This is a genomic window from Pararobbsia alpina, from assembly GCF_965118125.1.
In the GTDB taxonomy this organism is placed as follows: domain Bacteria; phylum Pseudomonadota; class Gammaproteobacteria; order Burkholderiales; family Burkholderiaceae; genus Pararobbsia; species Pararobbsia alpina_A.
Genome location: NZ_OZ221287.1, coordinates 1693135 through 1711318 on the forward strand (window position 1 = coordinate 1693135; position 18184 = coordinate 1711318).

Here is an 18184-nt window from a genome sequence, read left to right on the forward strand (position 1 = left end):
CTACCGACCGCTCGCCTGGATCGCGATGGCCGTTGCGGCAGCGCGCGTTTCGACGTTGAGCTTGGCGAAGATGTGTTCGAGGTGTTTGTTGACCGTGCGCGGGGCCATGCCGACGATGTCGCTGATATCGCGATTCGTCTTGCCGCGCGAGAGCCAGAGCAACACTTCCGCTTCGCGTGCAGTGAGGCCAAAGCGCGTCGAGAGATCGATCGCCTGCGCGGTGTCGTCATATTCGTCGATCAGCATCACCCAATCGCCACGAGAGGCGCGACCCAACACGCGCACGATGCGACGCACGCCGCCGTGTACGCGTTCGAGACTGACCTGCGTATCCGCGCCCTCGGCAATCCAGCGCTGAAGCCATTCTCCCAACGGCGCCGGAAGTGCAGTGACGGAACGATGGCCTTCGTTCGACTTCGTGATCTCTGATGCACGATCGGAAGCGGCGGCGATCGGAGGCTCGGCCTGCCACCCGAGCGTCAACCTCTGTCGCGCCAGATCGCTCTGCCAGACGATTTCGCCCGAGCTCCGCGCGATCAGCGCGGCCTTCATGCCCATTTCGAGCACGAGATCGGCCTGCCGTTGTGCTTGCGATCGCTGGACATGCGCTGCAATGCGTGCGACCACTTCACTGGGTCTGACGGGCTTGGTCACGTAGTCCACTCCGCCGACGCGGAAGCCCTGCACGACATGCTCGCTCTCCGTCAGCGCAGTCATGAAGATGATAGGCAGGTGTTGGTAGCGAAGATCCTGTTTGATGAGCCTGCACGTCTCGAAGCCGTCCATGCCGGGCATCATGGCATCGAGCAGGACGGCATCTGGCGTGATCAATGCAAGACGATCGATCGCAGAGGCACCGTCGAGCGCCATTAGAACCGCGTATCCGGCCGATTGCAGCGTATCGGACAGCAGTGCGAGGTTGTCGGGCGTGTCGTCGACGATCAGGATGATCGGCTTGTCTTCAGGAAGCGAGGGCATCGGGGTCGAGGGAAATGGGGTCGATCCATGTGAGCTCGAGCAGTGCAGCGATCTTGTCGAGCAGCAACGGAATATGCAGTGGCTTGGCCAGGTAGTCGTCGCATCCTGCGACCGCGCCTTTCTCTCGATCGTCCGCAAATGCGTTGGCCGACAGAACGAGAATGGGTGCAGTCGATAGACGGTTGGCGCGGATGAGCTGGCTGGCTTCGAAGCCGTCCATCGCGGGCATCGAGACGTCCATGACGATGAGGTCGGCCGTCTCCATCGCGAGCCAATGAAGCGCGGCGGGGCCGCTTGCTGCCTCGATGACTTTGAAGCCGAGCGGCTCGAGCGCACTCGTCACGATTCTCCGCTGATCGGCGAGATCGTCGACCACCAGTATCGTACGGGGTTCTCCGCGATAGCCCATGACATGCAGGGAGCGGCCTGCAAGCCACTGCGGCGCACGGACCTCGGGCAAGAACAGCTTGAGAATGAATCGGGTCCCTTTGCCGGGCTCGCTGTCGACATCGAGATTGCCACCCATGAGTTCGGTCAACATCCGGCAGATCGTGAGCCCGAGACCCGCGCCATGATCGTTGTCGCGTGCAGCCGCACCGCGCTCGAATGGCAGGAACAAGCGTTCGAGCTCGCCGCTCGGCATGCCCGGACCGGTGTCCGCAATCTCAAAGGTGGCCGTTTCCCATGCGTACGAGACGAGTACGCTGACCGAGCCCGACGAAGTAAACCGGATTGCATTGCCGATCAGATTGATCAGGATTTGCCTGACGCGCTTTTCATCGGCCCGGATGACTTCAGGCAAGCGTCCCTGGCTATGCAGGGCGAAATGAAGTCCTTTGTTGCTCGCTTGCGGTCCGAGCATCGCCGACAATGCATCGAGAAAAGCCGGGAACGCGACTTCGCTGACGTTGAGCTGAAGCTTGCCCGCTTCGATGCGTGCGACATCGAGCAAGCCATCGACGAGTGCGAGCAAGTGCTCACCGCTGCGATGGATCGTCGCGACGGCGTTGCGTTGGGGTGTCGGCAGCGAGGGTGGGTTTTGCAGCAGCAATTGCGCGTAGCCGAGAATGCTGTTGAGCGGTGTGCGCAGTTCGTGGCTCAGGCCGGTGACGTAACGGCTCTTTGCGCGGTTTGCGGATTCTGCGGCGGCGCTGGCCTGCTGGAGCGCTGCATCGGTCCTTCGGTGCGCTTCGATTTCCTGCATCAGCAACTCGGTCTGCCGTGCCGACTCTTCCTGCGTGACCTTGCGGCTTTCATTGGCGAGGACGAGCCACCAGACCCCGATGCAGCCGACGAGTGCAAGCGCAAAAAACGCGGTCACGTAGCCACGCAGCAGTGCTGCGCGTGCGAGTGTCGCGCTTTCGTCGAGGTTGTGTGCGCTCTGATACCAGGCCAGATACAGCACGCCGCCGAGCAAGCCGAGCACGATGAGCAACACGGTCGTGTAGCGCGCGAGCCGCATCGCCGCCGCGTTGAGCCGAACCTTCGGGAAGAGCGACTTGATCGCCCGATTGAGCTGCTCCGACATCTTTGCGCCAGGCTTGCAGACATCGTTGCAACGCGAATCCAGCGAGCAGCACAGTGAACAGATCGATCCCGCGTAGGCCGGGCAGTGCGCCATATCTTCCCGCTCAAACTCGTTCGCGCACACGACGCAACGCAGGTTCGCTCCCGATTCGAGCGTGCTGTCATCACGTGCGAGGTAGTACTTGCCACGTGTAACGATCGCGATCAGGGGCGCACAGACGAATGCGGTGAGCAGCGCGATAAACGGCGAAAGTGCTTCGGCCGTGATGCCGAACCAGCCTGAATGCGACAGCACGGCGGCGACCGACGCAATCAGCATCGCGCCGACGCCGACAGGATTGATGTCGTACAGATGCGCGCGCTTGAACTCGACGTAGCTTGGGCTATACCCGAGCGGCTTGTTGATCACGAGATCGCCGACGAGCGCGCCGATCCATGCAATGGCAACGTTGGCGTACAGCGCGAGCACGTTGCTGATCACGGCGAACACGCCCATTTCGACGAGCAGCAGCGCAATCAGCACATTGAAAACCAGCCAGACCACTCGGCCCGGATGACTATGCGTGAGCCGCGCAAAGAAGTTCGACCATGCGAGCGACCCCGCGTAAGCGTTTGTGACGTTGATCTTGATCTGCGACACGATGACGAACAGGGTCATGGCTGCAAGCGCAATCTCGGGCGAATGCACAACGTATTGATACGCGACCAGATACATTTGCGTCGGTTCGACCGCACGCGCCGGATCGATTTCGTGCTGGATTGCGAGGAAGGCCAGCAGCGCGCCGCCAAGCATCTTGAGTGCACCGGGCACGATCCAGCCGGGCCCGGCTGCGAGAAGGGCAAGCCACCACTTCACGCGGTTGTGGCGCGTCTTGGGCGGAAGAAACCTCAGAAAATCGACTTGCTCGCCGATCTGCACCACGAGTGAGAATGCGACGGTGCATCCCGCACCGAAAGCCAACAGGTTGAATGAGTGGCCGTCGGCAGCCATACCGCCAAAGCTTGCCCACTGTGAGAGCAGATGCGGCTCTTTCCAGAACACGGCGGCGTAGGGCGCAACCAGCAATGCGACCCACAGCGGCTGGGTCCATCCCTGTAGCCGATTGATCAGCGTAATGCCGAACGTCACGATCGGGATCACGACGAGCGCGCTGACGATATAGGCAATCGGCAGCGGTATGGCGAAGTACAACTCGAGCGCGAGCGACATGATCGCCGATTCGAGCGCGAAGAAAATAAAAGTGAAGATGGCGTAAATCAGCGACGTGACGGTGGAGCCGATGTAACCGAAGCCCGCGCCGCGCGTCAGCAGATCCATATCGACGCCAAATCGCGCAGCGTAGTAGCTGATGGGCAGGCCGGTCAGAAAGATCAGCACCGAGACCGCGAGGATGGCCCACACCGCATTACTGAATCCGTAATTGACGACGAGCGTTCCACCGATCGCCTCGAGCGCGAGGAACGAAATCGCACCGATCGCCGTGTTGGCGACACGGAACTCGGTCCAGCGCCGAAATGTGCGCGGCGTGAAACGCAACGCATAGTCCTCGAGCGTTTCGTCGGCAACCCACGCGTTGTAGTCCCGCCGGATCTTGACGATGCGCTGGGTGCCCGATGCGGGCGCCGCGGTGCCATCCGCGCGTGGATGATCGGGCAACGCCGGGCGCGGGTTCGCGCCGGAGGTCGCCGCCATGCCGGGGGCGTGCGCGGGCGGCGATCCCTGTCGCGTCGATGCCTTGCATGCACCGCAGTTCGCTGCGTCGTGACCACATGTATCCGTTTGGTGCATCGGCGCGCCTATGAAGTCGAGAAGCGAAGTTCCCTCGCGCAAATGCAAGTTGCATTCCATCTACGCATCGACGCGCTCAGCAGGCGAAGGCGGACGCGATTGTAGAGAGCCGTTTTTTGAAACGCCCTACGTTAAGTGACGTATTCGCGGACACATATTGATTCCCTAACTTTCGTTCCAACGACACCGGCGGCAAGACATGAACGGGTCGCCCGACCACACGAACCCAGGAGAATCCGATGTCCGCGCACGACAAGAACGATCCGAACGATCAGAACGACACGCACGATCAGCCGTCGATCCTCCGCCGCAAGATTCTGATGGGCCTCGCTGCCGCACCTGCGCTCGCCGTGCCCGCCATGGCATGGGCCCAACAGTTTCCGACGGCCAAGATCAATACGACCGGCCTTGCGGTGACCGACACCGAAGTCACGGTGGGCCAGCTTCACTCAGCCACCGGCACGATGGCGATTTCGGAAACCGGCTCGATCCAGGCCGAGCGTCTCGCGATCGAGCAGATCAATGCAGCAGGCGGCATTCTTGGCCGTCAGATCAAGATCATTCAGGAAGACGGTGCATCGGACTGGCCGACGTTTGCCGAGAAATCGAAGAAGTTGCTCGAGAACGATCACGTCGCAGCCGTGTTCGGCTGCTGGACCTCGGCATCGCGCAAGGCCGTCTTGCCGATCTTCGAGCGCGACAACGGCCTGCTGTATTACCCGACGTTCTATGAAGGTCTCGAGCAGTCGAAGAACGTGTTCTATACGGGGCAGGAAGCCACACAGCAGATTCTCTGGGGCCTGAACTGGGCGAATCAGACGAAGAAGGCGAAGTCGTTCTTCCTGATCGGCTCGGACTATATCTGGCCGCGCACGTCGAACAAGATTGCGCGCAAGCACATCGAGCAGCATCTGCAAGGCTGCAAGGTCGTCGGCGAAGAGTATTACCCGCTCGGCACGACGAACTTCAATTCGCTGATCAACAAGATCAAGATCGCGAAGCCCGATTGCATCTACGCCATCATCGTCGGCGGCTCGAACGTCGCGTTCTACAAGCAACTCAAGGCAGCCGGGATCACGGCGGACAAGCAATTCCTGCTGACCATTTCCGTGACCGAAGACGAAGTGCTCGGCATCGGCGGCGAAAACGTCGCGGGCTTCTACTCGGCGATGAAGTACTTCGAGTCGCTCGACAACGACAACAACAAGAAATTCGTGTCGGCGTTCAAGGCGAAATACGGACCGAAATCGGTGATCGGCGACGTCACGCAAGCGGCGTATCTCGGCCCGTGGCTCTGGAAGGCGGCGTGCGAAAAGGCAGGCAGCTTCGACGTGGACAAGGTGGTCGCCGCATCGCCGGGCATCGAACTCAAGACCGCGCCTGAAGGCTACGTGAAGATTCACGCGAACCACCACCTGTGGAGCCGTACGCGGATTGGTGAGTGGCAGGCCGATGGTCAGGTCAAGGTCGTCGCGGAATCGCCGGATCTGATCGAACCGAATCCGTTCCCGAAGGGGTATCAGTAAGCATCCAGGGCGTCGCGTTGCACGACTCGCGACTCACAACGCACAACGTCGGATGGCGGTCGTGCGATTGGCCATACGCTCGAACGGACAACGCACGCGGCGGTTGTGCATGCGTGAGCAAGTCGGGGATTGAGTGCGGGTCAGTCGATTTCGCGAGGCGACGCAAGCGGGTCAGGCGAACAGGTCAATCGCGAACATGCGTTCAACGCGTGCAGCGAGGTCGCGCAGCGGTGAGGCTGCACATGTCCGGTGAGGCAAGCAGTGCGGGAGACACGGTCAGGACGCCGCAGGCGTCCTGACCTCCATACCGCCTCTTGTCGTCTTGTGCCGTGTCTCGCCGTGCTGTGCCGTCATGGGTTGCCTCTTGCTGCGAGCAAGACGTGTTGTCGAGGCAGTAGCTTATTTCTTCGGGAGGCGACGATGTCCGCTTCAGACATGCTGAATATCACGCTGATGCAGGGCTTTGCGGGATTGAGCTCGTTCAGCGTGTTGTTGCTGATGGGCCTTGGCCTTGCCGTGATCTTCGGTCAGATGGGCGTCATCAACATGGCGCACGGCGAATTCATGACGATCGGGGCCTACACGATCTACATGTTCTCGCAGATTGCCGACAACTTCTGGCACGGCTTTACGCCGCTATATTTCCCGATCGCCATTGTGGCGGCCTTCTTTCTGGCCTTTTTGGTTGGCTGGGCTGCGGAATGGGCGCTGATCCGGCATCTCTACAAGCGTCCGCTCGATACGTTGCTTGCTACATGGGGCCTGAGCCTCGGCATGCAGCAGGTATTCCGCTCGACGTTCGGCCCGAAGGAAGTGAGCCCGACCCTGCCTGACTGGCTCATGGGTTCGTGGTCGCCTGCGCAAGGCCTGGATATTCCGATCAACGGCCTGTTCGTGATGAGCCTGGCCATTCTGATGACGGGCGGTCTGCTGCTCGCGCTGTACCGATCGCGCTGGGGACTGCGCGTTCGCGCGACGGTGGCGAATCGTCCGATGGCCAACGCTACCGGCATCGATACGCGACGCACCGACCGCTTCACGTTTGCGATCGGTTGCGGGATGGCCGGTGTAGCGGGCGCCGCATTCACGGCCATCGGCTCGACCGGGCCAACAAGCGGTTCGCTTTATATCGTCGATTCGTTTCTCGTCGTCACGTTTGGTGGCGCGGCCAGTCTGCTCGGTACGGTCGCTTCGGCGTTCGGTATCGCGCAGATGCAATCGATCAGCGAGTTCTTCATGACGGGTTCGTCGGCGCGGGTATTGACACTTCTCACGATCGTGGTCGTCCTGATGCTGCGGCCGCAGGGGCTGTTTGCTTCGAAGGTGCGGCGTGCATAGCGGGGCGGCGTCACCCAATGAGAGGCCTTTATGGAACCGTTACACCCAGAGCCGGCAACGGCACGGAGCGCAGCGATGACTGAACCCGCCATGCCTGTGCGCACCACGGGCGCACCCACTGCGACAACGATCTGGCGTTCGATCGCAACGAGCGGCTACGCGAGCGTCTTCGTGCTTGCCGCAGTGATCCTCGTCGTGTTTCCGCTGACGCTCGACGTCTTCCGCCTGAATCTGATGGGCAAGTACCTGACCTACGCTTTCGTCGCCATTGGCCTCGTCATGGCGTGGGGATACGGCGGCGTGCTGAGCCTCGGGCAGGGCGTGTTTTTTGGCCTGGGCGGGTACTGCATGGCGATGTTCCTCAAGATCGAGGCGTCAGACCCGGTCAGCACGAAGATTCAGTCGACCCCAGGGATCCCGGACTTCATGGACTGGAATCAGCTGACCGCGTTGCCGTTCTGGTGGAAGCCGTTTCATTTCCTGCCGTTCGCGATTGCTGCGACGTTTGTGATCCCGACTGCGCTGGCGTTCGTCATTGGCTTTGCGATGTTCAAGCGGCGTGTCGGCGGCGTGTACTTCGCCATCATCACGCAGGCCGTCGCATTGATCCTGTCTGTGCTGATTATCGGCCAGCAGGGTTATACGGGCGGCGTCAACGGGATTACCGATTTGCGCACGCTGCTTGGCTGGGACATTCGAACGGATAGCGCCAAGCTCATTCTGTATTTCGTCAACGCCGTGCTGTTGATCGGCGCGATTGTCGGCTGCCGGCTGGTGCAGCGAAGCAAGCTCGGCACACTGCTGCTGGCGATGCGCGACAAGGAAGATCGCGTTCGATTTTCGGGCTACGACGTCGCGATGTTCAAGGTGTTCGCGTTCTCATTGGCGGCACTGCTCGCCGCAGTCGGGGGCGCGATGTTCACGCTGCAGGTTGGCTTTATGTCGCCCTCATTCGTCGGCATCGTGCCGTCGATCGAAATGGTGATCTTTGCGGCGGTCGGCGGGCGCATGTCGCTGGTCGGCGCGGTCTATGGCGCGATCCTCGTCAATCTCGGCAAGACGTATTTCTCCGAGAGTTTCCCCAACCTCTGGCTCTTTCTGATGGCGGCGCTGTTCATCGGCGTGGTCATGGCGTTTCCGAACGGGCTGGCAGGGCTGTACGAGAGTCATGTGAAGGGGTGGCTTGCGCGACGGCTGTCCGGAAGTGCATCGAAACGCGGGTCGACGACTCAGCATTGATGCATCGCTCGCAGCAGCCGACGCAGCGTGCACCCCCGTACCGTACCGAGGACCTCACACCATGAGCAATACCGATTTCGTGCTGGCGGTCGAAGATCTGACCGTGTCGTTCGATGGCTTCAAAGCGATCGACTCGCTGAATCTCTATCTCGACCGCGACGAGCTGCGCGTCGTGATCGGCCCGAATGGCGCAGGCAAGACGACGTTGCTCGATCTGATCTGCGGAAAGACCCGTGCGAGCCAGGGCAGCATCAAGTTCCGCAACGAGGAGATGACGCGCGTGCCCGAATACTTGCGCGTTCGCAAAGGCATCGGCCGCAAGTTTCAGACGCCGTCGATCTACGAAAACCTCTCCGTATTTCAGAACCTGGAAGTGTCGTTTCCTCGCGGACGTGGCGTGTTCGGCGCGCTCGCCTTTCGACGTGATGACGACGTGCGCGACCGTGTGCGTTCGGTTGCCGAGGAAATCGGCCTGGCTTCGCACCTCGATACCGAAGCCGGCTTGCTCTCCCATGGCCAGAAGCAATGGCTCGAGATCGGCATGTTGCTGATGCAGGAGCCCGAGCTCCTGATGCTCGACGAACCCATCGCGGGGATGAGCGTCAAGGAGCGAGAGATCACAGCCGAATTGCTCAAACGCATCTGTGTCAATCGCTCGATGATCGTCATTGAACACGACATGGCGTTCGTCGAGCAGATCGCGCACAAGGTCACCGTCATGCATCAGGGGAAGATTCTTGCCGAGGGAAACATGGAGCAGGTGCAGTCGGACCAGCGTGTGATCGACGTGTATCTCGGACATTGATTCGCATTGACCCACGTGCGCAGTGAACGAAGCCCGACGTTTTACCTAAGGAGATGTGCATGCTCAAAGTCGATGACGTGTTTGTGAGCTATGGCCAGAGCGAAGCGCTCCACGGCGTCACCTTCGAGGCGGCGCGCAACGAGACCGTGGCCATCATGGGCCGCAATGGCATGGGCAAGACCACGCTGTTCAAGTCGTTGATCGGCATCCTGCCGCTCAAGGGCGGAGCGGTCAGTGTCGATGGTCACGATGTGTCGAAGGACGAAAGCTTTCGGCGCGTCGCCAAGGGCATTGCCTACGTGCCGCAGGGTCGTCAGATTTTTTCGACGCTGACCGTCGAGGAAAACATCCTGACCGGCCTTGAGACCGCGAAGAGCAAGACGATTCCCGAAGAGATTTACGCGCTGTTTCCCGTCTTGTTCGAAATGCGTCGCCGTAAAGGCGGCAATCTCTCCGGCGGTCAGCAGCAGCAACTTGCGATTGCGCGTGCGCTGGTCAGCAACCCCAAGGTGTTGCTGCTCGATGAGCCGACTGAAGGGATTCAGCCGTCGATCATCAAGGACATCGCCAAGGCGCTCAACGAAATCCGCAAGCTTCGAGAAATCACGATCGTGGTGTCGGAACAGGTGTTGAGCTTTGCACTCGACGTCGCCGATCGCCTGTTTGTCATCGAAGGCGGCAGGCTCGTGCACGAGAGCGCGCGCGATGCGGCCGATGCCGGAAAGATTCGCGAATACCTGTCTGTGTAGCTGTTCAGCCCGCTATTCGATTCGCCGTACGGCATTCAAAGCGGCCGGCGGCTCACAACACCCTAAGGAGGGGAGTGCGATGCCCGATACCTTGATCAAGGTCGATCTCAATCAATCCGCGTACGACAACGAGCAGGTGCATAACCGTTGGCATCCGGATATCCCGATGGCGTGCTGGGTCAATCCCGGCGACGACTTCGTGCTCGAGACGTATGACTGGACCGGCGGCTTCATCAAGAACAACGACAGTGCCGACGATGTGCGGGATATCGATCTGTCGATCGTGCACTTTCTGTCGGGGCCGGTGGGCGTCAAGGGTGCAGAGCCGGGCGACTTGCTTGTCGTCGATCTGCTCGACATCGGCGCGAAGTCCGATAGCCTTTGGGGCTTTAACGGATTCTTTTCCAAGAAGAATGGCGGCGGGTTTCTGACCGATCATTTTCCCCAGGCGCAAAAATCGATCTGGGATTTTCACGGGCTCTATACGAGTTCGCGTCATATTCCGGGTGTGAATTTCGCCGGGCTGATTCATCCGGGGCTGATCGGCTGCTTGCCCGATCCGAAATTGCTTGAAACGTGGAACGAGCGTGAAACGGGGTTGATCGCCACTGAGCCGGCTCGTGTGCCTCCGCTCGCCAATGCACCGTTCGCGCCGACCGCGCATATGGGCAAGCTCAAGGGCGACGCCCGCGATGCGGCCGCCGCGACCGGTGCGCGCACGGTGCCACCGCGCGAGCATGGCGGCAACTGCGACATCAAGGACCTGTCACGCGGCTCGAAGGTGTATTTCCCGGTGTACGTGGACGGCGCGGGTCTGTCGGTCGGCGACCTTCACTTCAGCCAGGGCGATGGCGAGATCACGTTCTGCGGCGCCATCGAGATGGCCGGCTGGGTGCATATGAAGGTCGAGCTCATCAAGGGCGGCATGGAGAAGTACGGTATCAAGAACCCGATCTTCAAGCCGAGCCCGATTACGCCGAACTACAACGACTACCTGATCTTCGAAGGCATCTCGGTTGACGAAGGCGGCAAGCAGCACTACCTCGACGTGCATATTGCGTATCGGCAGGCGTGTCTTAACGCAATCGAATACCTGAAGAAATTCGGTTACTCCGGCGCACAGGCGTATTCGATTCTCGGCACTGCGCCGGTTCAAGGTCATATCAGCGGGGTCGTCGATATTCCGAATGCCTGCGCCACGCTGTGGCTACCGACGCAGATCTTCGACTTCGATATCTCGCCGACATCCGCCGGCCCGGTGAAACACATCACGGGCGGCGTCGACATGCCGTTGTCGCCGGATCTGGTTTGAGACTTCGGGTTTGAGGCTTCGAGATTGAGGTTTCGCATTTGACGCGTCAAAGCGCGCCATTCGAACGAGATGCGCGCTTTGACCGACAGGGGTACGGCAGGAACGCTGCCGCACGCCGTACCCGCTTTATCGACACAACGAGATGTCTGACGAGAAGGAAAGATACGAACATGCCGGCTTACGACTATCGATGCGAATCCTGTGGCGTTTTCACCGTCATGCGCCGTATTGCAGATCGCGACGCAGACTGCGTGTGTCCTGAGTGCGGAACGTTGACGAGCCGCACGATCAGCATGCCGCAGCTCGCCTTGATGCCGGCTGCGGCGCGTGCCGGACATCAGGTCAACGAGCGTGCAGCCAACGCGCCGCAGCGCTCGGGCGCGTACAAGCATGTACACGGGCCAGGCTGCGGCTGCGGCGCGTCGCGGAGTGCGCCAAAAGAAAAAGCGCCGGCATCGGCGGGTGCATTGAAGAGCAATCCTTCAGCGCGCCCGTGGATGATTAGTCACTAGACGAAAGAGCAAACGTCGGGCGGGAGCGGCTCACCTCGGCGAAATTGACGATGGGGTCGCCAATCTCGCCGACGATGCATGGAGCAAATACCTGAGATCGCTCACGAGAGCGATCGCAGTCACTTAGAAAAAGCCGTGATGCCGATCCGGATCGTGTAGTGGATCGTCGGTCTTCTGCGTCAGACGCACGATGCCTTGATCGTCGAAGTAGAAGTGATAGAGCTTGTACCAGACATTGGTTTCCATATATCGGTACGACCAGACTTCGCGCTTCATCAGCGGAAAATACGCGGTCTCTTCGGGAAGGCCGAATGTCATTTGAATATCGTGCTTCGTCCATTGGCCAACAACGACGCGCGCGAAGTTCTGTTCGGTGAGCATCTGGTCGAGATTGACCAGTTTGCCGTCGGGCGAGATTTCCGCACCCACGGTCGTTTCCCCAAGCGGCCGCGTCGGCCACAGCAAGTGCTTATTGCCGTTCGGCAGATCGTAGACTTCCTTCGGTTGACCGAATCGCGCAATGATCGCGCTTTGATCAACGCCGGGTTGGAAGGCTTGCCAGGGCTGGGCACACGCTGCGAGTCCAATGCCGAGCGTAGCGATGGCAATTGCACGAATTCGATAAATCATTTGCCACGTATTCATGCGACGCGGCGCGTCTTGCAGTTTCATTTCAAGGCTCCAGGGACAGGCTTGCTGCATGCGGGATTCTGACATGTGTTTCACTTAACGAAACGCTTCGGCAGTCCGGATATTCCGCTGAATTTGCGCGCCCAGGGCAGCTCACGTCTCACGTGTCACTCGACCGCGGCTTCGCGAGGAGTCGGGCATCGAATTCGGGCGTTTGTTATGATCCCGCGCACATTCGCTGCAAGGATTCCCGATGCAACGCACTGAGCTTGTCTCTTCTCTTTCGATGCGTACGTTTGTCGCTTCGATTCTCACCTCCGCGGCACTCGTTGGCACGACATTCACGTCGACCTCGGTCTATGCCGCTGCGGGGCAGCCGATCAAGCTTGCCATGCTCGAAGGCATGTCCGGTCCTTTCGCGAACGGCGGCGCTGCGATCGAGCGCAACGTGCGTTACGCGATCGATGCGCTCAATGCGCGCGGCGGCGTACATCTTGCCGATGGTGCGCATCCGTTCGAGTTGCAGGTCTACGACACCAAGGGCGTTTCGGATCAGGCGCTCGCGCAATTGCGCGCCGCCGAAGACGCGCATATTCCATTCATTTTGCAGGGCAACAGCTCCGCGGTGGCTGCGGCGCTCGAGTCGGCGATCGACAAGCACAACGATCGCGAACCGGACAATCGAGTGGTCTTCCTGAACTACTCGGCCGTCGATCCCGCCTTGACCAACGACCATTGCAGCTTCTGGCACTTCCGATTCGACGCGCACGCGGGCATGCGCATGAACGCACTCACGGATGTGATTCAGGGCGACAAGAGCGTCAAGAAGGTTTACCTGATCGACCAGGACTACAGCTTTGGTCATGAAGTCAGCGCGCTCGCACGTTCGATGCTCGCGACCAAACGCTCGGACATCGTCATCGTGGGCGACGAGTTCCATCCGGTCGGTAAGGTCACCGATTTCACGCCGTATATCTCGAAGATCCGAGACAGCGGCGCCGATGCGGTCATCACGGGCAACTACGGCAATGATCTGACCTTGCTCGTCAAGGCGGCGCACGACGGTGGCCTCAAGACGCGGTTCTACACGTTTTACGCGAACAGCCTCGGCGCTGCAGCGGCGATCGGCGATGCGGGTGTGGGGCGTGTGCAGGCCGTCGCCGAATGGCACCAGAACGTCGAGGGTGCGGGTTCGGACGCCTTCTATGCGGGCTACCGCGCGCGCTGGCCGAATCCGGCGGACGACTGGCCCGTTCTTCGGGTGACCGTCATGGTCGACATGCTCGCCAAGGCCATCGAGAAGGCGGGAAGTACCGACGCGCTGGCGGTGGCGAAAGCGCTCGAAGATATGCACTTCGATCCGGGCACGGACTTCCACCCGTCGTGGATGCGGCCAGACGACCACCAGCTGATCCAGCCGCTGTACGTCATGGAAATGGCCAAGCAGGGGGCGCCGGGCGTGCCGCACGACGTCGAGGGTTCCGGCTACGGGTTCAAGACGGTCAAGGCACTGACCGCCGACAAGACCGCGCTGCCGACGACTTGCAAGATGGTCCGTCCCTGATTTTTTGTCGTCCCGCCCAGGGCAAGGGCGGCTGCGACTTATTGACACACACCTGTCACCGCGCTGGGTCGGCAGAGGCCGCTGTGCTACAATGCGGCCCTTGTCGCTTCGGGATCTGCTCATTTGAACGGTTTCTGGCGCGGCAAACGGGTCTTCAAAAGACTTGCAAACGTAACGGCCGCCGGGCTTCGCGCCTGGTTAAAACGGCGGTTTCGCTTGCCAAGGCTGGAGCGGACCCGGTTTATGAAAAATGCCACGGCACGGCCTTTCTTCCGTGACCGCCTGTCAGTTTTTAAGGAAAAATCATGTCTGTTGCAGAAATCAACAAGTCGGAAATCGTCGCGAAGTTTGCGCGTGCTGCCAACGATACCGGTTCGCCCGAAGTGCAAGTCGCTCTGCTGACCTCGCGCATCAACGAACTCACGGGTCACTTCAAGGCACACATGAAGGATCACCACAGCCGTCGCGGTCTGCTGCGCATGGTGAGCCGTCGCCGTAAGCTGCTCGACTACCTGAAGGGCAAGGACGCTGACCGCTATCGCGCGCTCATCGAACAACTGGGCCTGCGTAAGTAAGCGCCGGGCACTCGCCTTTTCAGTCAATGCCTGTATCAGCGTCCTGCTGATGCAGGCATTTTGTTTATCAGGCCCTGCACGCGACACTCGATCGGCCCTCACGGCGACTCGATGACGCCACGGTGATCGCCGCTTTTGCGATGACGTCGCGATGCTCGACCTTGTTGTACGAACTATTCGGACCATTACGGGCGATCTCGGAAGCTTGTGTCATTCCAGCAGCGCACGCCGCTCCGCGCGCCGATGGAATGGCATATCACTCCCGCGGCTTCGTATCTGGCTGCCGTTGCGCGCCGCGCCGCATGGAGCGCGGCATATTGAGAAGGAGTGGAAATGTTCAATAAGATCGTTAAAGAATTCCAGTGGGGTCAGCACAAGGTGCGCCTCGAGACCGGTGAAATTGCGCGTCAGGCAAGCGGCGCCGTGCTGGTCGATGTCGAAGAAACCGTGGTGCTCGCTACCGTTGTGGGTGCGAAGTCGGCCAAGCCTGGCCAATCGTTCTTTCCGCTGACCGTCGACTACATCGAAAAGACCTACGCTGCCGGCAAGATCCCCGGCGGCTTCTTCCGCCGCGAAGGCCGTCCGTCCGAAGGCGAAACGCTGATCTCGCGCCTGATCGACCGTCCGCTGCGTCCGCTGTTCCCGGAAGGTTTCCTCAATGAAGTGCAGGTCGTGATCCACGTCCTGTCGGTGAACCCCGAAGTGCCGGCCGATATCCCTGCGCTGATCGGTGCATCGGCTGCACTCGCCGTGTCGGGCATCCCGTTCAGCGGCCCGGTTGGCGCCGCACGCGTGGCCTATATCGACGGTCAGTACGTGCTGAACCCGACCCGTTCGCAACAAAAAGAATCGAAGCTCGACCTCGTCGTCGCCGGTACGGAACGCGCAGTGCTGATGGTCGAATCGGAAGCGCAACAACTGCCTGAAGACGTGATGCTCGGCGCGGTTGTGTTCGGTCATGACCAGATGCAAACGGCGATCGACGCCATTCACGAACTCGTTCGCGAAGGCGGCAAGCCGGAATGGGACTGGAAGCCGGCTGCGAGCGACGATGCACTGATCGCACGCGTGACAGAACTCGCCGACGCCGACCTGCGCGCGACGTATCAGATCCGCGAAAAGTCGCTGCGTAGCGAGAAGCTCAAGACGGTCTATGCGAACGTCAACACGAAGCTCGCCGAGCAAACGGCTCAAGGCGCACCCGCTGCGGACAGCGCTGCGGTTGGCGACATCTTGTTCGGCCTCGAAGCGAAGATCGTTCGCGGTCAGATCCTGAACGGTGAGCCGCGTATCGACGGTCGCGACACGCGCACGGTGCGTCCGATCACGATTCGCACCGGCGTGCTGCCGCGTACCCACGGTTCGGCGCTGTTCACGCGTGGTGAAACGCAAGCGCTGGTCGTTGCTACGCTCGGTACGAAGGGCGACGAGCAGATCATCGATGCGATCGAAGGTGAATACCGCGATCGCTTCATGCTCCACTACAACATGCCTCCGTTCGCCACGGGCGAAACGGGCCGCGTGGGTTCGCCCAAGCGCCGCGAAATCGGCCACGGTCGTCTGGCCAAGCGTGCGCTCGTCGCCACGCTGCCGACGGCGGAAGAATTCGGCTACACGATCCGCGTCGTCTCGGAAATCACCGAGTCGAACGGTTCGTCGTCGATGGCTTCGGTCTGCGGTGGTTCGCTCGCGATGATGGATGCGGGCGTGCCGCTGAAGTCGCACGTCGCGGGTATCGCGATGGGCCTGATCCTCGAAGAAAACCGCTTCGCCGTGCTGACCGACATCCTCGGCGATGAAGATCACCTCGGCGACATGGACTTCAAGGTGGCCGGCACGGCCGATGGCGTGACCGCGCTGCAGATGGACATCAAGATCCAGGGCATCACGAAGGAAATCATGCAGGTCGCGCTGGCGCAGGCACGCGAAGGCCGTATGCACATCCTCGGCAAGATGCAGGAAGCCGTGAGCGGCGCGCGTACCGAGCTGTCGGAATTCGCACCGCGCATGATCACGCTGAAGATCAATCCGGAAAAGATCCGCGACGTGATCGGCAAGGGTGGTTCGGTGATCCGCGCGCTGACCGAAGAAACGGGCACGACGATCGATATCGGCGACGACGGTGTGATCACGATCGCGAGCACGAGCAGCGAAGGCATGGCGGAAGCCAAGCGCCGCATCGAGAACATCACGGCTGAAGTCGAAGTCGGTCAGGTGTACGACGGCACGGTGCTCAAGCTGCTGGACTTCGGTGCGATCGTGAACATCCTGCCGGGCAAGGATGGTCTGCTCCATATCTCGGAAATCGCGAACGAGCGCATCAAGGACATCAACGACTACCTGAAGGAAGGCCAGGCCGTGAAGGTCAAGGTCATCCAGACGGATGAGAAGGGTCGTGTCCGCCTGTCGGCGAAGGCGCTGCTCAACGAAGGTGCTCCGCAAGGCGGCGAAACTCAGCCGCAATAAGGCAGCCGCAACACGCTTGATGCCGTCCTGCTAACGGGACGATTCGAGCGGATTGAACTAGCATGAAACGGGTGTGGCGCAGTGCGCCATGCCCCCAGACAAAGCCGGAACGCGGGGGACTGCGAACCGGCTTTTTTATTGGTCATGTATTCAGGGAAGTCAGCGAAATGCGTGCAATCGAGATATCGACGCCAGGTGGTCCGGAAGTGCTCAAGCAGGTCGAGCGACCGATGCCCGTGCCCGGTGAAGGCGAAGTCCTGATCAAAGTGACTGCGTCGGGCGTCAATCGTCCGGACGTGTTCCAGCGTGCGGGGCACTATCCGCCGCCGCGCGGCGCGTCGGATCTGCCGGGGCTCGAGATTGCGGGCGAGATCGTCGACGGCGATCTGGGTTCGCAGGCGAATCGCTGGGGATTTCGCAAGGGCGATCGCATTTGTGCGCTGGTCACGGGCGGCGGTTATGCAGAGTTCGCTACGGTGCCGTTGCTGCAGTGCCTGCCCATTCCTGGCGAACTCAGCGACATTGAAGCGGCGTCCCTTCCTGAGAATTACTTCACGGTCTGGAGTAACGTGATGGATCGCGCCATGCTTGGACGGGGCGAGGGCGGTGACGACGAGGTGCTGCTGGTCCAGGGTGGCACGAGTGGTATTGGCGTGACGGCGGTGCAGTTGGCGAGTGCGCTCGGCTATCGTGTGTTCGCGACGGCGGGCAATGACGAGAAGTGCCGCGCGGTGGAAGCGCTCGGCGCCGAGCGCGGCATCAACTATCGGACCGAAGATTTCGTCGAGGTCGTCAAGGAGCTCACGCGCGGTCATGGCGCCGACGTCGTGCTCGATATGGTCGCGGGCGACTATGTGCCGCGCGAGATCGACGTGACGGCCGATGGCGGGCGTCTTGTGCTGATCGCGACGCTTGGCGGTGCGAAGGCCGAAGTGCCGCTTGCCGAGATCATGCGCCGGCGCCTCACGATCACGGGCTCGACACTGCGGCCTCGACCGATCGCATTCAAGGCTGCGATTGCCGCGCAGCTGCGTGAGCGGGTCTGGCCATTGCTGGCATCAGGGAAGATCAGGCCGGTTATCTTTAAAACGTTTGCGGCCGAACACGCGGCCGATGCGCACGCCCTGATGGAGAGCAGCACGCATATCGGCAAGATCATGCTGGCGTGGTGAGT

14 protein-coding genes are annotated in these 18184 nt (G+C 60.7%); 11 read left to right on the forward strand and 3 right to left on the reverse strand.

Going from position 1 to position 18184, the window contains the following annotated elements:
- A complete protein-coding gene (locus tag ACMFWR_RS07350; RefSeq protein WP_413194343.1) occupies window positions 1-978 on the reverse strand; it encodes a response regulator in 978 nt (325 codons plus the stop codon).
- Window positions 962-4198: an ATP-binding protein gene (locus tag ACMFWR_RS07355; protein WP_413194344.1), complete on the reverse strand. Its 3237-nt coding sequence runs from the start codon at window positions 4196-4198 to the stop codon at window positions 962-964. The genes ACMFWR_RS07350 and ACMFWR_RS07355 overlap by 17 nt, the downstream gene beginning before the upstream one ends.
- Window positions 4199-4533: 335 nt before the next feature.
- Here ACMFWR_RS07355 and urtA point away from each other — a divergent pair, with 335 nt between their 5' ends.
- The 7 genes from urtA to ACMFWR_RS07390 all read left to right on the forward strand — a co-directional run bounded on the left by urtA (window position 4534) and on the right by ACMFWR_RS07390 (window position 11775).
- Entirely contained in the window at window positions 4534-5820 is a 1287-nt protein-coding gene (gene urtA / locus ACMFWR_RS07360) for an urea ABC transporter substrate-binding protein (protein ID WP_413194345.1), read from the forward strand.
- 420 nt (window positions 5821-6240) lie between these two features.
- On the forward strand, window positions 6241-7158 hold the full coding sequence (gene urtB / locus ACMFWR_RS07365) for an urea ABC transporter permease subunit UrtB (RefSeq protein WP_413194346.1): 918 nt from the start codon (window positions 6241-6243) through the stop codon (window positions 7156-7158).
- A 30-nt stretch (window positions 7159-7188) separates the two neighbouring features.
- Complete coding sequence (urtC, locus tag ACMFWR_RS07370; RefSeq protein ID WP_413194347.1) at window positions 7189-8397, forward strand: urea ABC transporter permease subunit UrtC; 1209 nt, start codon at window positions 7189-7191, stop codon at window positions 8395-8397.
- A 61-nt stretch (window positions 8398-8458) separates the two neighbouring features.
- Entirely contained in the window at window positions 8459-9202 is a 744-nt protein-coding gene (gene urtD / locus ACMFWR_RS07375) for an urea ABC transporter ATP-binding protein UrtD (RefSeq protein WP_413194348.1), read from the forward strand.
- Window positions 9203-9261: 59 nt separating this feature from the next.
- On the forward strand, window positions 9262-9951 hold the full coding sequence (gene urtE / locus ACMFWR_RS07380) for an urea ABC transporter ATP-binding subunit UrtE (protein WP_413194349.1): 690 nt from the start codon (window positions 9262-9264) through the stop codon (window positions 9949-9951).
- Between the two features lie 79 nt (window positions 9952-10030).
- Complete coding sequence (fmdA, locus tag ACMFWR_RS07385; protein ID WP_413194350.1) at window positions 10031-11263, forward strand: formamidase; 1233 nt, start codon at window positions 10031-10033, stop codon at window positions 11261-11263.
- 218 nt (window positions 11264-11481) lie between these two features.
- Entirely contained in the window at window positions 11482-11775 is a 294-nt protein-coding gene (locus tag ACMFWR_RS07390; protein WP_413194813.1) for a zinc ribbon domain-containing protein, read from the forward strand.
- A gap of 123 nt (window positions 11776-11898) precedes the next feature.
- Here the strand turns inward: ACMFWR_RS07390 and ACMFWR_RS07395 are convergent, their stop codons facing one another.
- Window positions 11899-12447 carry a hypothetical protein gene (locus ACMFWR_RS07395; RefSeq protein WP_413194351.1) on the reverse strand — a complete coding sequence of 183 codons (549 nt, stop codon included), beginning with the start codon at window positions 12445-12447 and terminating at the stop codon, window positions 11899-11901.
- Window positions 12448-12658: 211 nt separating this feature from the next.
- Between ACMFWR_RS07395 and ACMFWR_RS07400 the strand changes: the two genes are divergently transcribed.
- The 4 genes from ACMFWR_RS07400 to ACMFWR_RS07415 all read left to right on the forward strand — a co-directional run bounded on the left by ACMFWR_RS07400 (window position 12659) and on the right by ACMFWR_RS07415 (window position 18182).
- Window positions 12659-13969, forward strand: a complete 1311-nt coding sequence (locus tag ACMFWR_RS07400) for a branched-chain amino acid ABC transporter substrate-binding protein (protein WP_413194352.1) — start codon at window positions 12659-12661, stop codon at window positions 13967-13969.
- Between the two features lie 305 nt (window positions 13970-14274).
- Window positions 14275-14544: a 30S ribosomal protein S15 gene (gene rpsO, locus ACMFWR_RS07405; protein WP_413194353.1), complete on the forward strand. Its 270-nt coding sequence runs from the start codon at window positions 14275-14277 to the stop codon at window positions 14542-14544.
- Between the two features lie 327 nt (window positions 14545-14871).
- Window positions 14872-17010: a polyribonucleotide nucleotidyltransferase gene (gene pnp / locus ACMFWR_RS07410; protein WP_413194354.1), complete on the forward strand. Its 2139-nt coding sequence runs from the start codon at window positions 14872-14874 to the stop codon at window positions 17008-17010.
- A gap of 167 nt (window positions 17011-17177) precedes the next feature.
- Window positions 17178-18182 carry an NAD(P)H-quinone oxidoreductase gene (locus ACMFWR_RS07415; protein WP_413194355.1) on the forward strand — a complete coding sequence of 335 codons (1005 nt, stop codon included), beginning with the start codon at window positions 17178-17180 and terminating at the stop codon, window positions 18180-18182.
- The last annotated feature ends 2 nt before the right edge of the window (window positions 18183-18184 follow it).

Bases quoted from the DNA above. Each gene is read 5' to 3' on its own strand.
- ACMFWR_RS07355 (WP_413194344.1), bottom strand. From the start codon at position 4,198: ATGGCGGCGACCTCCGGCGCGAACCCGCGCCCGGCGTTGCCCGATCAT.
- ACMFWR_RS07395 (WP_413194351.1), bottom strand. From the start codon at position 12,447: ATGAAACTGCAAGACGCGCCGCGTCGCATGAATACGTGGCAAATGATT.
- urtC (WP_413194347.1), top strand. From the start codon at position 7,189: ATGGAACCGTTACACCCAGAGCCGGCAACGGCACGGAGCGCAGCGATG.
- ACMFWR_RS07390 (WP_413194813.1), top strand. From the start codon at position 11,482: ATGCGCCGTATTGCAGATCGCGACGCAGACTGCGTGTGTCCTGAGTGC.
- ACMFWR_RS07400 (WP_413194352.1), top strand. From the start codon at position 12,659: ATGCAACGCACTGAGCTTGTCTCTTCTCTTTCGATGCGTACGTTTGTC.
- ACMFWR_RS07415 (WP_413194355.1), top strand. From the start codon at position 17,178: ATGCGTGCAATCGAGATATCGACGCCAGGTGGTCCGGAAGTGCTCAAG.
- urtE (WP_413194349.1), top strand. From the start codon at position 9,262: ATGCTCAAAGTCGATGACGTGTTTGTGAGCTATGGCCAGAGCGAAGCG.
- fmdA (WP_413194350.1), top strand. From the start codon at position 10,031: ATGCCCGATACCTTGATCAAGGTCGATCTCAATCAATCCGCGTACGAC.
- urtB (WP_413194346.1), top strand. From the start codon at position 6,241: ATGTCCGCTTCAGACATGCTGAATATCACGCTGATGCAGGGCTTTGCG.
- rpsO (WP_413194353.1), top strand. From the start codon at position 14,275: ATGTCTGTTGCAGAAATCAACAAGTCGGAAATCGTCGCGAAGTTTGCG.
- ACMFWR_RS07350 (WP_413194343.1), bottom strand. From the start codon at position 978: ATGCCCTCGCTTCCTGAAGACAAGCCGATCATCCTGATCGTCGACGAC.
- urtD (WP_413194348.1), top strand. From the start codon at position 8,459: ATGAGCAATACCGATTTCGTGCTGGCGGTCGAAGATCTGACCGTGTCG.
- urtA (WP_413194345.1), top strand. From the start codon at position 4,534: ATGTCCGCGCACGACAAGAACGATCCGAACGATCAGAACGACACGCAC.